This window comes from Amycolatopsis mongoliensis, from assembly GCF_030285665.1.
Classification (GTDB): Bacteria; Actinomycetota; Actinomycetes; order Mycobacteriales; family Pseudonocardiaceae; genus Amycolatopsis; species Amycolatopsis mongoliensis.
In genome coordinates, this window is sequence record NZ_CP127295.1 from 5,348,642 (window position 1) to 5,363,840 (window position 15,199).

Sequence of the window (15,199 nt, forward strand, 5' to 3'; positions counted from 1 at the left end):
ACTTCACCATGAAGGCAGGTCCGCTCAGCGGCCTGAAGGTGGTGGAACTGGCCGGGCTCGCACCCGGGCCGTTCGCCACGATGATCCTCGCCGACCTCGGTGCCGACGTCGTCCGCGTCGACCGCGCGAAGCCGGGGGAGGACGTGCTCGGCATCCAGACCGACCCCCTCGCCCGCGGCCGCCGGTCGGTCGGCATCAACACCAAGACCCCCGAGGGCGTCGAACTGGTGCTGAAGCTGTGCGACACCGCCGACGTCCTCATCGAGGGCTTCCGGCCCGGCGTCGCCGAGCGGATCGGGCTCGGCCCGGACGTCGTCCACGCCCGCAACCCGCGGCTGGTCTACGGCCGGATGACCGGCTGGGGCCAGGACGGTCCGCTCGCTTCGGCCGCCGGGCACGACATCAACTACATCGGCATCGCGGGCGCGCTCGAACCGATCGGGCGCGCGGGCGAGCGGCCGGTGCCGCCGCTCAACCTCGTCGGCGACTTCGGCGGCGGCGGGCTGCTGCTGGCGATGGGCATCCTCGCGGCGCTCTACGAACGGAACACCTCGGGCCGTGGCCAGGTCGTCGACGCGTCGATGGTCGACGGCGCGGCGCTGCTCACCACCAGCCTGCACGGCATCAAGGCGGCCGGTCTGTGGTCCGACGAGCGCGGCGAGAACATGCTCGACGGCGGCGCGCCCTTCTACGACACCTACGAGACCTCCGACGGCAAGTACGTCGCCGTCGGCGCGATCGAGATGCGGTTCTGGGGTGCGCTGGTGAAGGTCCTCGAGCTGGACCCGGCGGAACTGCCGCTGCACATCGACAAGTCGCAGTGGCCGAAGCTGCGCGAGATCGTGGCCGGCGCGATCGCCAAGCACACGCGCGACGACCTCGTCGCGCGCGCCGAAGGCACCGACGCGTGCCTGACGCCGGTGCTGTCGCCCGCCGAAGCCGCGAGCCACCCGCACAACGCGGCGCGCGGCACGTTCGTCGAGATCGGCGGCATGGTCCAGCCCGCGCCGGCACCGCGGTTCGACCGCACCCCGCCCGAGACGCCGGAAGCCCCGCGCCCCAAGGGATCCGACACCGAAGCCGTGCTCGCCGAGCTCGGCGTCACGGACCTCGGCCCGCTGCGCGAAGCCGGGGTGATCGCCTAGCTCTTGGCGAGGTCGGAGCGCACGACCGAGTAGACGACGGTGTCGCGCCACTCGCCGTCACGGAAGCCGTAGCCGCGAAGGACACCTTCGCGCGTGAAGCCGGCTTTCTCGAGCGAGCGCTGTTCGGCACGGTTGTCGACTTCGGTCGTCGCTTCGACCCGGTTGAGCTGGGTGTGGGCGAAGAGGTATTCGGCGAGCAGCCGCTGGGCTTCGGTGCCGTAGCCGTGGCCGCGCGCTTCCGGCGCCAGGACGAGGCCCACGTTCCAGCAGTAGGACGTCGGCCCGGTGCGGCTGCGGTGCCAGGAGACGAGGCCGAGGACGCGGCCGCCGAGCGTCGGCACGAGCATGCCGGTCTCGGCGGTGAGCATGCCGGTCTCCTGCCAGCGGCGGCGCAGGTAGCCGGGATCGTGCCAGCCGAACCACTGGTGCTCGCCGGCGGCGACGGGATCGTTGGTCAGCTGTTCCAGGAGGTCGAGATCGCCTTCGGCCACGGGCCGGAGCACGACTCTGGGAACGTCGTCGTCCATCGGGCGACCTTATCGGCCGCGCGACCGGAATCGGGTCGCCACCACGTGATCCACCCGGTCGAGGCATCCGCCTTGACCGAGCAGGCATCACCTGTGACCAGCCGGGCATCACCCGTGATCGACCGGGCCTAATGCGTGATTAGGCAGGCATCATGCGTGATTGGGCGGGCATCGGCGCGATACCCCTCCCAGCACGCGTCATGCCCCTTCAATCACGCGTGATGCCCCTCCAGGCACATGTGATGCCTCTCTGATCACGTGAAGCTGCCGTGCCGGCCCTCGCCGCCCGCGAACCGGGCCGCGCCGTCGACCGCCTCCGCCGCCAGCACGCCCGTGCCCATCGCCGCCCGGAACTCCGCCGCGAGCGCGTCCTCTTCGGACTGCCCCCACTGCCCGAGCGCCGAGAGCCGGTCGCCGCGCAGGCACGCCTGGGGGAACGCCGCGATCTGCCGCGCCAGCTCCTGGGCCGCGGAAACCGCTTCGCCCGCCGGCACGAGCCGGTTCGCCAGGCCGATCTCCACCGCTTCGGCGGCCTCGACCGGCCGCCCCGTCAGGATCAGGTCCATCGCCCGCGACTGGCCGATCAGCCGCGGCAGCCGGACCGTGCCGCCGTCGATCAGCGGCACTCCCCAGCGGCGGCAGAACACCCCGAACACCGCGGTGGCGTCCGCGACCCGCAGGTCGCACCACAGCGCCAGCTCCAGCCCGCCGGCGACGGCGTGCCCGTGCACCGCCGCGATCACCGGCTTCCCGAGCCGCATCCGGGTCGGGCCCATCGGGCCGTCCCCGTCCGGGTGGGTGCGGTTCATCCGGTCGGTGCCGATCGCCTTGAGGTCCGCGCCCGCGCAGAACGCGCCACCCGATCCGGTGAGCACCGCGACGGCGGCGCCGGGGTCCGCGTCGAACTCGCGGAACGCCTCGGCGAGCTCGGCCGCGGTCGGCCCGTCGACGGCGTTGCGGGCGGCCGGGCGGTCGATGGTGACCGTCGTCACTTCGCCATCCCGCTCGACCTGCACGTTCCGGGTCATCGCCGCTCCTCGGGGCCGGTCGGGGTGATCGGGGGTTGATCGGGGTGTCTTCAGGGCACGCCTTCCCTAGAGTATTGGCGTGGCCACTCCCAGGACGGGGACGGCGAGCCGGGGAGGAAGCACATGTCGAGCGGCATGAAGAAAGTTCTCATCGTCGGCGTGGTCGCGCTCGTGCTCTTCTTCCTGATCACCCAGCCCACCCAGTCCGCCGACTTCGTGCACCGCGTCCTCGGCTGGCTCAAGGACGGCGCCGAAGCGATCGTGACGTTCTTCCGCTCGCTCTTCTCCTGACCACCGGAAAACCCTCTGACCGGCACCGCATCGGGCGGCGCCGGCCGTCACCCTGTGTGTTAGCGGACGGTAAATCACTGAGTGTCACGAATCTCGGATTTCGGACTGGAGACTCGACCATCCGGGTGGATTGCAGCCGAAAACGCGCAGGTCGGCGAATTCGTGCCTGCCGGGGTCTGGCGAAGGGGACCACCCCGGCCCTACGGTGCTCACATTGCGTGATCGGGTGGTTCGCCATCCCCCCGGAGAACCCCGGTACGCAGGCAGTTTCCACTCAGCAAGGTGCAGGTTGGTGCGTGCGGCACCACCGCGTGGGACAGGTGTCAGGGCCTGTCCGTCGGGGACCTACAAGGAGGCAGGGATGACCGGAGATCCCGGAGTGGACGCGCTGATCCGGCAATGGGCCGCCGAGCGCGAGCAGACCCCCGAAGAGCAGGAGGTCGACCGCATCGCGTCCGCGTGGCTGGCCGACGCGCCTGCGCAGGCTCCGGGCATCCCGGGTCAGCGGGCCCGGTCCGGGCAGCAGCGGTTCGTCCCGGTCGAGTCGGCCGACCCCGGCTACCTCGACGCGATGCGGCGCCGGCTGCCGGAAGTGCCGGAAGAGCTGCTCACCGCCGCCGCGGGCTGGTGGCAGATGGTCGGCGGCGTCGCCGAGGCCGAGGAGTGGTGGGACGCCGGACTCAGCCCGCTCGACCAGCGGGCCCTCGACTACCGGGCGGCCGGGCTCGCGCCGTCCGACCTGAGCCGCCGGCTCGGGCCGATGACCGTCCTGCAGCACCTCCGCCGCGGCAGTGCCCCGGCCTGGTGCGTCGCGCGGCTCGCGCGGCAGCAGAAGTCCGCCTGACGAGACGCTTCCACCCGGCCGGGTGAACCGGCGTGGTGAGTCGATGGGGACGACCCGCGTAACGCTAACCTGCGCGGGCTCGTTGACAGTTCGTCGACACCACGCTGGAGGACCGGAGTTTCGTGCGCACCAGGACCGGAAAGAACGAGGACGACCCCGTCGACGCGAGCGTCGAGGAAGCCGCCCCCGCCGCACCGGCACCGGCGCCGCGCTCCGCGAGTGTCGCGGTGCTCACCCGGCTGACCGTGGTCCTCGCCGTGCTGGCCGTGGCCGGCGGCGGGATCTGGCTCGTCACCCGCGCGTCGACGCCGGAGGCGAGCCCGCTCACCACCGAAATCCCCGCCCTGCAGGTCAAGGCGGCCGACGTCCGGCCCGGGTCGGTCGCCCCGGCCGGGGGTGCGGTCGCGGGCGGGGCCGAGCAGCAGACGTCCCCCCAGCAGGCGCAGTCCCGCAGCACCGGCCCGGCGACGCTCTCGCAGTGGGCGAGCCAGGTCGCCGGAGCCAGCGGGGTCCCGGCGCGGGCGCTGCAGGCCTACGGCAACGCCGAGCTGGCGATGCGCGCGGACCAGCCGAAGTGTCGGATTTCGTGGGCCACGCTCGCCGGCATCGGCCGGATCGAGTCCAACCACGGCCAGTACGCGGGCGCGGTGCTCGGCGCGGACGGCCGGCCGTCGAAGCCGATCGTCGGCGTCCCGCTCGACGGCTCCGCGGGCGTCCAGGCGATCGGCGACACCGACGGCGGCCGCTACGACGGTGACGCGGGGGTCGATCGCGCGGTCGGGCCGATGCAGTTCATCCCGAGCACGTGGCGCAAGTGGGCCTCGGACGGCAACGGCGACGGCCTCGGCGACCCCCAGCAGATCGACGACGCCGCGCTGGCGGCGGCGCGGTACCTGTGCGCGGGCGGGCGGGACATGGCCAGCCCGGCGGGGTGGTGGGCGGGGATCCTGTCGTACAACAACTCGACGGAGTACGCGCAGAAGGTGTTCGGCTTGGCGGACGGGTACGCGAAGGCGGCCCAGTCGGTGCGCAAGCAGGGCTGACGGGCCCCGCCCGTCCCAGGGGGCTGACCCCGGATCCATTCTATCGGCGGCTCCCGACAAGGAGCCCGATCCCGCCGCAGCCCGGCCGAGTTGTCCACAATCGGGCGGGGCTGGGGAAAAGCGCGGTCAAGGCCCCGTAAACCCGCCCCGGCCCGGGCTGAGAGCGACGCCACCCGGCACGCGGTCGGCGGCCGGCCCTCAGCCGTCCAGTGCTAGCGTCGAACCGTGCCAGCTTCCCCTCCGCCGGCGGCTTCCCTCTGGGGACGCCGGATCGCGATCGTCGCGACCTGCCTGGTGAGCCTGCTCGTCTGCTGCGGGCTCGCCTGGTGGCAGTGGGACCGCTTCACCTCGGCGAACGGCACCTTCCAGAACCTCGGCTACGTCCTGCAGTGGCCGCTCTTCGGGCTGTTCCCGGCCTTCATGTTCTGGCGGATCCGCCAGCTCCGGCACAAGGCCGAGGCCGAAGGGACGGCGGACGAACGCCCGACGCCGGCCCCCGTCGCCGAGGTGCCCGCCCCCCGCCCCCGTCCCGGCGCGCAGGCGCCGCTGTCGGACGAGGACGAGGAGCTGGCCGCGTACAACCGATACCTGCGCGAGCTGAACGCCCGCGACCAGCAGGCCGCAGAGTGAGGACCTCCCGATGACCACCAGCACCGAAGGCGCCGCCCAGACCGCGGTGCCGCTCGCCGGCCCCCTGGTCCGGTTCCGCACCGCCGCCTACGTCACCGGCGTGGGCCTGCTCGGCCTCTGCTTCGTGATGGTGCTGCGCTACGCCTTCGGCAACCCGACCCCGTCGGCGGTCTACTCACCGATCCACGGCGTGCTGTACATGATCTACCTGGTGCTGACCATCGACCTGGCGATCAAGGCCCGCTGGTCGATCAAGGGCACCGTGCTCGTGCTGCTGGCCGGCTGCGTCCCGTTCGTCTCGTTCCTCGTCGAGCGCCGGGTGACGCACCGGGTCAAGGCCGGGCAGAAGCTGTAACGCGCCGGAACGTCAGCGCCACCAGGCACGTGCCCGCCGCGAACACCGCGGCCGTGGCGAACGCCGAGGTCATGCCGTCCACCACCAGTTGCGGCCCGGTCGTGCCGGCCGTGGCCGCCGAGCGGGTCGCCGACCCGAACACCGTGATCAGGACACCCAGGCCGAGCGTGCTGCCGACCTGCTGCATCGTCTGCAGCACGCCACCCGCCGCGCCCGCGTCCTCGGTGGGCACGGTGGCCATCACGATCACGTTGAGCGGCGCGAACGCGAGCCCGCCGCCGAGCCCCATCAGCAGCAGTGGCCCCAGCAACGCGGGGAAGTACGCGCTGTCCGTCGTGAGCAGGGCGAGCCAGGCGACGCCGCAGACCATGAGCAGCGATCCGGTGATGGCCAGCGGCTTCGGGCCGTAGCGCGGGAGCAGCCGCGGCACGAGCCGGCTCATCGTGAAGATCAGCGCCGCCATCGGCAGGAACGCGAAGCCGGTGGCCAGCGCGGCGAAGTGCCGGATGTCCTGCATGAACTGGGTGAGGAAGAAGAACATCGACATCATGGCCATCGGGCCGAGGAAGAAGTTGACGTAGGCCGCGCTGCGATTGCGATCGGCGAACAGCCGGAGCGGGACCAGCGGCATGGCGGTGCGGGCCTCGATCGCGACGAACGCGGTGAGCAGCGCCAGGCCGCCGGCCAGCGAGCCGAGCGTCACCGGGTTGCCCCAGCCGTCGGAAGCCGCGTGGGTGAAGGCGAACACGAGCGAGCCGACGCCGAGGGTGCCGGTGATCGCGCCGGGCAGGTCGAGGTGCGCGGGCCGGCGCTCCGGTTCGGGCACGAACCGCGGCGCGAGAAGCACGATCGCGAGGCCGAACGGGACGTTGATGAACAGCGCCGCGCGCCACGAGATCCACTCGGTGAGCAGGCCGCCGACGATCAGGCCGATCGCGAACCCGCCGCTGGCCATGGCGGAGAACAGCGACAGCGCCCGGACGCGGGCCTTGGTTTCGGTGAACGTCGTCGTGACCAGCGCCAACGTGCTCGGGCCCGCCATCGCGGCGCCGACGCCCTGCAGGACGCGGGCGGCGATGAGCAGCGTGGCCGAGTCGGCGAGACCGCCGGCCAGGGAGGCGAGGGTGAACACGGCGGTGCCCGCGACGAACATCCGGCGCCGCCCGAACAGGTCGCCGGCGCGGCCGCCGAGCAGGAGGAGACCGCCGAAGACCAGGCTGTAGGCGGTCATCACCCAGGACAGCCCGGTCGCCGAAAATCCCAGGTCGGCCTGGATGCGCGGGAGCGCGACGTTCATCACGGTCGCGTCGAGGATGAGCATGAGCTGGCAGGTGAGGATGATCGCGAGGACCAGCCCGCTGCGGCGGGCCCGGGCAGGCTCGACCGCAGGATCGATCGTTTGCTGGGACAAGGGATACTCCCCCCAAGGAGTACGAAGGTAAATGGAGAGTTTCTCCACTTGGGTGCGATCCGATAATATGGAGAGCGTCTCCGGATGCGCAAGTGAATTCGGAGAATCTCTCCGGTTAAGTGGCGAGGAGGCCGGGATGCCGGGCGGGGACACGGAGCGTCCGATGCGGGCGGACGCGCGGCGCAACTACGAGCGCATCGTCGCGACGGCGAAGGACCTCTTCACCGCGCAGGGCGCCGACGTGCCGCTCGACGACGTCGCCAAGAAGGCGGGCGTCGGAGCCGGCACGCTCTACCGGCACTTCCCGACCCGCGAGAAGCTGTTCGAAGCGGTCTACCGCGACGAGATCGAGGTGCTGGCCGACCGCGCGTACGTGCTGCACGAGGAGCTGCCGCCGTGGGAGGCGCTCGAGGCGTGGCTGATCGAGCAGGTCACCTGGGTCGTGGAGCGGCACAAGCTGGCCACGATCCTCAAGGAGTCGATCGACTCGGGCTCGGAAACCTTCCAGTACTGCCAGAAACGCCTGCGCGCGGCGACCGGGGTCCTGGTCGACGCCGCCCGGGAGGCGGGCCTCATCCGCCGGGACGTCGTCGGCGCGGACGTGCTGCGCCTGGGCCACGGCGCCGGCATGGCGGTGCGCAACTGCAGCCCGGAAGACGGCAGGCGCGTGCTGGACGTGATCCTGGACGGCCTGCGCGCGTGACGCAGGCCGTCCGGGGGATCAGCTGCCGATCCCGGTGAGGGACCGGACCTCCATCTCCGCGTGCTTCTCCAGGTCCGCCTTCGGCTTGCCGACCAGGGTGCCGACGAACCCGCAGAGGAACGAGAACGGGATCGACACCAGGCCCGGGTTCTTCAGCGGGAAGAAGGCGAAGTCGATGCTCTTGAAGATCGCGTCCGGGGCGCCCGAGACGACCGGCGAGAAGAGCACCAGCAGCAGCGAAGCGATCAGGCCGCCGTAGATGCCCCAAAGCGTGCCCGTCGTGTTGAACCGCTTCCAGAACAGCGAGTACAGCAGCGTCGACAGGTTCGCCGACGCCGCCACCGCGAACGCCAGCGCCACCAGGAACGCGATGTTCTGCCCGTTCGCGAGGACGCCGCCGACGATGGCCAGCGCCCCGACCACGATCGCGGTCAGCCGCGCCACCCGGACCTCGTCCGCCGGCTCCGCCTTGCCCCGCTTGAAGATGTTCGCGTACACGTCGTGGGCGAAGGAGGCCGACGCGGTGATCGTCAGCCCGGCCACCACCGCGAGGATCGTCGCGAACGCCACCGCGGCGATGATGCCCAGCAGCAGCGTCCCGCCGACGTGCAGGGCCAGCAGCGGCGCCGCCGAGTTCTCCCCGCCGGGCGCGGCCTTGATCTCGTCGGCGCCGACCAGCGCGGCCGCGCCGAAGCCGATCACCAGCGTGCACAGGTAGAACAGGAACATGCACGCCGTCGCCCACACCACCGAGCGGCGGGCCTCGCGGGAGTTCGGCACCGTGTAGAAGCGCATCAGCACGTGCGGCAGCGCCGCCGCGCCGAGCACCAGGGCCAGGGCCAGGGACACGAAGTCGAGCTTGGTGGTGCCGTTCTTGCCGTACGAGCCGCCCGGCTCGAGGAGCTTGTCGCCGAGCGGGCTGTTCTCCGCCGCCGAGGAGAGCAGGTTCGAGAACGAGAAGCCGAACTTGCCGAACAGGAACACCGTGAGCAGCGCGCCGCACAGCAGCAGGATGGCCGCCTTGATGATCTGCACCCACGTGGTGCCCTTCATCCCGCCGACCAGCACGTACAGCACCATGACCAGCCCGACGACGCCGATCACCAGTGCCTGGCCGAGCTTGGAGTGGACGTTCAGCAGCAGCGCCACCAGGCCGCCGGCGCCGGCCATCTGCGCCAGCATGTAGAAGAAGGAGATGACCAGCGTCGACGTCGCCGCCGCCGCGCGGACCGGGCGCTGCTTCATCCGGAAGCTCAGGACGTCGCCCATCGTGAACCGGCCGGTGTTGCGCAGCAGCTCGGCGATCAGCAGCAGGTCGACCAGCCACGCGACGAGGAAGCCGATCGAGTAGAGGAAGCCGTCGTAGCCGTGCATCGCGATGGCGCCGGCGATGCCGAGGAACGACGCCGCCGACAGGAAGTCGCCCGACAGCGCGATGCCGTTCTGGCGCCCGGTGAACGCGCTGCCCGCGGCGTAGTAGTCCGACGTCGACGAGTTCCGGGAGCTGGCCCGGTAGACGACGTAGAGCGTGATCGCCACGAAGAGGGCGAAGACGGCGGTGTTGACGAGCGGGTTGCTGGCGGGCGTGCCTTCGGCGGCGAGCGCGGTCATCGGCGGGTCCCTTCCGGCAGGCCGGCGCGGGCCCGCAGCTCGGCCACGCGCGGGTCGACGTGGCGGCGCGCGTAGCGCAGGTAGAGCCAGGTGACCAGCGCGGTGCTGGCGAACTGGCCGATGCCGAGCAGGATGCCGACGTTGACCTGGCCGAACACCTTGGTGCTCATGAAGTCGTGCGCGTAGGCGGCCAGCAGCACGTACGTCATGTACCAGGCGAAGAAGGCGAAGCTCATCGGGAAGACGAAGGCCCGGAACCGCCGCCGCAACGACACGAACTCGCGGCTGGCCTGGATCGCGGGGTAGTCGGGACCCGAGCGGGGAACGGGCCGGCGGTGCTGGGCGGCCGGCGGGCGGTCCCCGGTGAACAGGGCCGGCATCTGGCCGGTCTCCTCGAGGGGGTTGCCCGCCGCGGGGCGCGCGACGTCGTACATGTGGGTTGCCTCCGGCAGGGTGCCTCCGTGGCGGCGGCGGGCTCCGGGTGCCTGCGGACAGGGCGCCGGGCCGCCCTTGCGGACTGCGAGGCGAACATCGTAACTAGCCCGTCCGGCGGACATCGACAGCGGCCGGTCGGTCCAGGCCGCGCGGAAGGCGAGGTATTCGATTTCTCGTCGAAAGTGTCGAATGGAGTAGTGCTTCATGGATCACGGGCAGATCACCCGTAATGATGAAAAGAATTGTGACGCCACGTTGTCGCATCCGGCGGCGTGCTGCGGCGAACGAGCTAATCCGGGCGGGGGTTGATCCGCGCTGGTCACGCGGAGTGGTCGGGAACGCTCACATCGCCTCGGAGAGTGTCGCCCGGGTGCGGGCGTGGTGGCGAAGATCCACTGGTCAGCGCGCAGTCTCGAAAGAAATCACCAGGTCGGGGCACGGTGGCGCGCAACGCCACAACATCGGGCACATCTTGAGACTTGACCCACTCGATGGGGGTACAGAGTGTAGATCATCCGAGGTACTATGCTGCCCTGCATGGGCTAATCGGGTGACGGCCGGATGCCTGGGTGAGGCTCATCCGGTAACCGGAATTCCCTCTTCGGTGGCGGCGAGGTCGAATGTCGGGGGCAGTTCTCGGCGCGGAAAGAGCTTTTCGCAGGTCAGGGCCCGAGCGAGGAACAAAATTGACCGTCCGGGTGTCGGGGGTACGATTCTTTGGCCCAGCTGACCGCAGCGATCGATTGGCGCCGATAAAGTTGATCTCGACGACCGTGCAGAACGCAAGTTGCGCCGTGCACGTGCACTGTCCCTTGCACGGGACTTCGGGACGGTGCCTGCCCGGCGACGGGCGCGCGGCCGGCCGGGCGGCCGGGGACGAGCGAGGACACCGGGGACGCGGCAGGGTGCGGACGGCACGACCGTCCGGCGGCCCGCCGCGAGCCGGGACGCCACGCCGCCGACGCGGATCCATGACGCCGGACAGGGAGTCACTCACGTGACCGTTGCAGGAGAAGGTCAGGTGCCCGTGGGGGAGCTGCTCGGCCGAGCACCCCGGCGGTCCAAGGGCAAGGACGCGTGGCGCGCCCTCGTGCGGTGGCGCGACTGGAGCCTGCCCGTCAAGCTTTCGGCCGTCACCGTCGTCCCCATCGTCCTGGCGCTGGTGCTCGGCATCACGACGATCGCCGGCCAGGTCGGCCGCTCGGACGAGTACCAGCGGCTCGACCGGCTCGTCGCGCTCGGCGACCAGACACGGGCGCTCACCGGCGCGCTGCAGCAGGAGCGCACGGTCACCGCGGCGATGCTGACGGACGGCACCGTCGGGGGCACGCCCGGGCTGGCCGCGGCCCGCAAGGCGACCGACGCCGTGGTCGGCCCGTTCACCGCGGCGCAGGCGCGTGCCGGCGAGGCCGAACCCGGCGTGGCCGGGGCCGCCGGCGCGGCCACCGCGCAGGTCAACAACCTCGGCTTCCTCCGCCGCCAGGTCGACGGCGGTCAGCTCGACCCGGCCCAGGCCGTGACTGCCTACTCCGGCATCACCGGCTCGTTGATCGGCCTCGACACGGCGGCGACCGCGGGCGCCGGCGACGGCACCCTCGGCGGCACTCCCGCCGGGCTGCACGAGCTGCTCGTCGCGGGCGAGCAGGTGTCGGTCAGCCAGGCACTGGTCTCCTACGGCATCGCCCGCTCCGCGCTCACGCCGAGCGAGCTGGCCACGCTGCGCGCCGCCGAGCTGCGGCTGGCCGACCGGCTCGTCGACTTCCGTTCCGCGGCGGGCGACACGCTGCAGCGCGACTTCGCGGCGATCGCCGAGGGCACGCAGGCGCAGAGCCGGGCCCGGATGGTCGAGTCGGTGCTGAACGCGCAGGGAAACGCGGTGAACGACGCCTTCCGCACCCTGTCGGCGGCCGATTGGAACACCGCGTCCGCGGCGATGCGGACGCAGATCGGCCAGGTCGCCGACCGGCTCGGCGCGTCGGCGTCGGCCACCTCGGCGCAGCTGGTCGACGACGCCAGCAGCGGGGCGGGCCTGCTCGCGGTGCTGCTGTTCGCCACGATGGTGCTCGCCGTCGCGGTCGTCTTCCTCATCACCCGGCAGCTGCTGCGCTCGCTGAAGGCGCTGCGGCGCAGCGCCCTCGACGTCGCCGAGACCGCGCTGCCCGAAGCGGTCCGCAACATCCAGGAGGGCCGGGCGCAGGGCACGGCCGTCGTGCCGGTGCCGGTGCAGACCGAGGACGAGGTCGGCGAGGTGGCGCGGGCCTTCGACAAGGTGCACCACCAGGCGCTGCGGCTGGCGACCGAGCAGGCCGCGATGCGCACCGGCTTCGGCAGCGTCTTCGTCAACCTGTCGCGGCGCAGCCAGAGCCTGGTGCAGCGGCAGCTGCAGCTGATCGAGCAGCTGGAGCGGGACGAAGAGGACGCCGACCAGCTGGCCACGCTGTTCCAGCTCGACCACCTCGCCACCCGGATGCGGCGCAACAACGAGAACCTGATGGTGCTCTCCGGCGCCGAGCCGGGCCGCCGGTCCGGCAAGCCGGTCGGCACCACCGACATGCTCCGCGCCGCGGTGTCGGAGATCGAGCAGTACCAGCGGGTCCAGGTCCAGCCGCCGCCCCCGGCCCGGATCGTCGGCTACGCCGCGAGCGACCTGATGCGCCTGGTCGCCGAGCTGCTGGACAACGCGACGGCCTTCTCCGCGCCGGAGACGAGCGTGACCGTGGCGTCGCGGCTGGGCGAGGACGGCTCGCTCAACATCGACATCCTCGACAAGGGCATCGGCATGAACGAGGCCGAGGTCTCCGAGGCGAACACGCGGCTGACCGAGGCCGGGTCCGTCGACCTGGCCACCTCGCGCCGGATGGGCCTGTTCGTCGTCGGCCGGCTGGCCAGCCGGCACCGGATCGGGGTCTCGCTGCACGGCGGCAAGGACATCGTCGGTGTCCGCGCCACGGTCGTCGTCCCGCCGGACCTGGTGATGGCGGTGACCGACGGCCCGAAGACGGGCCCGATCGGCGCGCTGCAGCAGCACCCGGCGAGCCCCGCGGCGGGCAACCCGCTGCCGCGTCGCCAGGTCAACGGCAACCACCGGCCGCGGCCGATGGTCCCGCAGCAGCCGGCGATGGGGGAGGAGCGCTGGCCGTCGGCGAGCGACCTCGCCGGGCTGACGAACGGCCACGGGCCCTCCGGCGTCCGCCCGCCGTCGGACCTGGAGATCTCCGGGACCGCGCTGTTCGCACCGCTGCCGAAGGACGACGAGGCCCCGCCGCAGCCCCCGACGCTGCCGCCGGTGCCCGCGGTCCCGCCGGTGGACCCGCCCCGGTCCGGTGTCCTGCCGGCGGGCAAGGACCTGTTCTCCGCCAACGAAACGACGCTCAGCGACTGGTGGCGCCAGGCAACCGCGAAGCCGGAGCCGGAGCCGGCCTCGGCGCCCACCCCGGCGCCGGACCGCTCGGAGACGACGCCGATCTTCGACGAGATGCTGTCGGCGTGGTTCCGCGAGGACAAGCCCGCCGAGAAGCCGGCCGCCACGGCGGAGGAGCCGGACTCGGAGCCGGCCGCCGCGGAAGAAGCGGCTCCGGAGAAGGCGGCCGCCGAGCCGCGGGAAGCACGCAGCTGGGACTTCGCGAGCGACGAGAACTTCCGCACGGTCCAGGCGGTCACGAAGGTCGAGCCGACGGCGTTCACCGAGGCGGGCCTGCCCCGGCGCCGCCGCGGCGAGCAGCTCATGCCGGGCAGCGCGACCTCGGCGCCGGCGGCCCCCGCGGCCCCGGCACCGGCCCGGTCCGACCTGCCGGTCCGCGACCCGGCGGACGTGCGCGGGCGGCTGAGCAGCTTCCAGCAGGGCGTGACCCGGGGCCGCCAGCAGGCGCGCCGGGCGGCGGCGAACCAGCAGGCAGCGACCCGGCCGGGGACCGCCCAGCCGGCCGCGGACCAGCAAGGAGCCGGGCAGCCGCAGACGCCGGCGCAGGCGGGGTCGGCGTTCCAGCCGGGCGCGACGGCTGCCGGGCAGCCCCGGACACCCGCCCAGCCGGATGCGCAGCAGGAGACTCCGCAGCGGGGAGCGGCCGCGGCCGCGGCTCAGCCGGATGCCTCGTCGCCGCCGGAGGCCGTTCCGCAGCAGCAGTCGTTCGCGCAGGGGCTCCAGCCGGGCGCGCTGCGCCAGCCGGGCGGGCAGGCGGCCGAGCCGCAGCAAGGTGCCGCGTCCCAGCCGAACGGCCTGCCGCGACGAGGACAGCAAGGACCGCAGCAGCCCGGCGCGGCCCAGCCGAACGGCCTGCCGCAGCCGGGCCGGCCGGCCCCCGCCGCTCAGGAGCAGGGGCAGCGTCCCCGTCCGGGCAGCGCCGGCCGTCCCGCCGAGGCGCCCTCCGTGCTGCCGTCCCGCCGGGGCGCCGCCGTCCCGGAAGCCCCGGCTCCGCGGCAGGAAGAGTCCGCCGTGGAGGCCACCGCCGAGTGGAACTTCGGCACCGACGACGGCTGGCGGGCGGTGCAAGCGGTGTCCCAGTCGGCACCCGCCACGTTCACTTCGGCAGGATTGCCCCGGCGCCGTCGCGGGGAGCAGCTGCTCCCGGGCAGCGCCGGACCGCCCAGCGGGGCCACGGCCCCCCGACCACAACGGGACGCACACGACGTGCGCGGCCGCCTGCGAAGCTTCCAGCAGGGCATCGAGCGCGGACGCCACCGCACCGCGCGGGCCGAGACCAACCACGAGACACTGGAGGGTGAATGACCTCGCCGAGTAGCGCACAGCCGCCGCAGAACCAGTTCGGCTGGCTGATCAACGACTTCGCGGAGCGGGTGCCCGGCGTGGCTCACGCCGTGGTCGTCTCGGCGGACGGGTTGCTGCTGAGTGCGTCGAACCGGCTTCCGCTCGACCGGGCCGACCAGCTCGCCGCGGTCGCCTCCGGCCTGGTCAGCCTCACCCAGGGCGCCGCCCGGTGCTTCGAGGCGGGGGCGGTCAACGAGACCGTCGTCGAGATGGAGCTGGGGATCATGGTGCTGATGTCGATCAGCGACGGGTCCTGCCTGGCCGTGCTCGCCGCCCCGAACTGCGACATCGGGCAGGTCGCCTACGAGATGACGATGCTCGTCGACCGGGTCGGCCAGATCCTCACCCCGGAGCTGCGCGCCCAGCTTCAAGGCTCGGGTGGGTCGCTGATCGGCGAACCGGTGGGATGAT

At 72.3% G+C, this 15,199-nt stretch carries 14 protein-coding genes; 9 read left to right on the forward strand and 5 right to left on the reverse strand.

The window, feature by feature from the left end:
* Positions 1–8 precede the first annotated feature (8 nt).
* Complete coding sequence (locus QRX60_RS26120; RefSeq protein ID WP_286003408.1) at positions 9–1,145, forward strand: CaiB/BaiF CoA transferase family protein; 1,137 nt, start codon at positions 9–11, stop codon at positions 1,143–1,145.
* Here the strand turns inward: QRX60_RS26120 and QRX60_RS26125 are convergent.
* Both QRX60_RS26125 and QRX60_RS26130 read right to left on the reverse strand, forming a co-directional pair.
* Entirely contained in the window at positions 1,142–1,672 is a 531-nt protein-coding gene (locus tag QRX60_RS26125) for a GNAT family N-acetyltransferase (protein ID WP_286003409.1), read from the reverse strand. The genes QRX60_RS26120 and QRX60_RS26125 overlap by 4 nt on opposite strands.
* A gap of 254 nt (positions 1,673–1,926) precedes the next feature.
* Positions 1,927–2,700, reverse strand: a complete 774-nt coding sequence (locus QRX60_RS26130; RefSeq protein ID WP_286003410.1) for a crotonase/enoyl-CoA hydratase family protein — start codon at positions 2,698–2,700, stop codon at positions 1,927–1,929.
* 135 nt (positions 2,701–2,835) lie between these two features.
* On the opposite strand from QRX60_RS26130, the gene QRX60_RS26135 reads away from it, so the two are divergent.
* The 5 genes from QRX60_RS26135 (at position 2,836) to QRX60_RS26155 (ending at position 5,863) form a co-directional block, all read left to right on the forward strand.
* Positions 2,836–2,991, forward strand: a complete 156-nt coding sequence (locus QRX60_RS26135) for a hypothetical protein (protein WP_285483651.1) — start codon at positions 2,836–2,838, stop codon at positions 2,989–2,991.
* A 361-nt stretch (positions 2,992–3,352) separates the two neighbouring features.
* A complete protein-coding gene (locus QRX60_RS26140) occupies positions 3,353–3,835 on the forward strand; it encodes a helix-turn-helix transcriptional regulator (RefSeq protein WP_285483327.1) in 483 nt (160 codons plus the stop codon).
* Positions 3,836–3,957: 122 nt separating this feature from the next.
* Complete coding sequence (locus QRX60_RS26145) at positions 3,958–4,878, forward strand: lytic transglycosylase domain-containing protein (protein WP_286003411.1); 921 nt, start codon at positions 3,958–3,960, stop codon at positions 4,876–4,878.
* A 225-nt stretch (positions 4,879–5,103) separates the two neighbouring features.
* Positions 5,104–5,508, forward strand: coding sequence for a hypothetical protein (locus QRX60_RS26150; protein WP_286003412.1), 405 nt, complete (start codon positions 5,104–5,106; stop codon positions 5,506–5,508).
* Between the two features lie 10 nt (positions 5,509–5,518).
* Complete coding sequence (locus QRX60_RS26155) at positions 5,519–5,863, forward strand: DUF3817 domain-containing protein (protein ID WP_286003413.1); 345 nt, start codon at positions 5,519–5,521, stop codon at positions 5,861–5,863.
* Here QRX60_RS26155 and QRX60_RS26160 read toward each other — a convergent pair.
* Positions 5,841–7,274: an MFS transporter gene (locus tag QRX60_RS26160; protein WP_286003414.1), complete on the reverse strand. Its 1,434-nt coding sequence runs from the start codon at positions 7,272–7,274 to the stop codon at positions 5,841–5,843. The genes QRX60_RS26155 and QRX60_RS26160 overlap by 23 nt on opposite strands.
* A gap of 136 nt (positions 7,275–7,410) precedes the next feature.
* Here QRX60_RS26160 and QRX60_RS26165 point away from each other — a divergent pair, with 136 nt between their 5' ends.
* Positions 7,411–7,977, forward strand: coding sequence for a TetR/AcrR family transcriptional regulator (locus tag QRX60_RS26165; RefSeq protein ID WP_286003415.1), 567 nt, complete (start codon positions 7,411–7,413; stop codon positions 7,975–7,977).
* An 18-nt stretch (positions 7,978–7,995) separates the two neighbouring features.
* Here the strand turns inward: QRX60_RS26165 and QRX60_RS26170 are convergent, their stop codons facing one another.
* Positions 7,996–9,588 carry a solute symporter family protein gene (locus QRX60_RS26170; protein ID WP_286003416.1) on the reverse strand — a complete coding sequence of 531 codons (1,593 nt, stop codon included), beginning with the start codon at positions 9,586–9,588 and terminating at the stop codon, positions 7,996–7,998.
* The gene (locus QRX60_RS26175) at positions 9,585–10,022 is read right to left on the reverse strand and encodes a DUF485 domain-containing protein (protein ID WP_286003417.1); all 438 of its coding nucleotides are present in this window, start codon (positions 10,020–10,022) and stop codon (positions 9,585–9,587) included. The genes QRX60_RS26170 and QRX60_RS26175 overlap by 4 nt, the downstream gene beginning before the upstream one ends.
* A gap of 1,022 nt (positions 10,023–11,044) precedes the next feature.
* On the opposite strand from QRX60_RS26175, the gene QRX60_RS26180 reads away from it, so the two are divergent.
* Positions 11,045–14,749 (forward strand): sensor histidine kinase, encoded by a 3,705-nt coding sequence (locus QRX60_RS26180; protein ID WP_286003698.1) that lies wholly within the window; start codon positions 11,045–11,047, stop codon positions 14,747–14,749.
* A complete protein-coding gene (locus tag QRX60_RS26185) occupies positions 14,746–15,198 on the forward strand; it encodes a roadblock/LC7 domain-containing protein (RefSeq protein WP_155542171.1) in 453 nt (150 codons plus the stop codon). The genes QRX60_RS26180 and QRX60_RS26185 overlap by 4 nt, the downstream gene beginning before the upstream one ends.
* Position 15,199 lies beyond the last annotated feature (1 nt).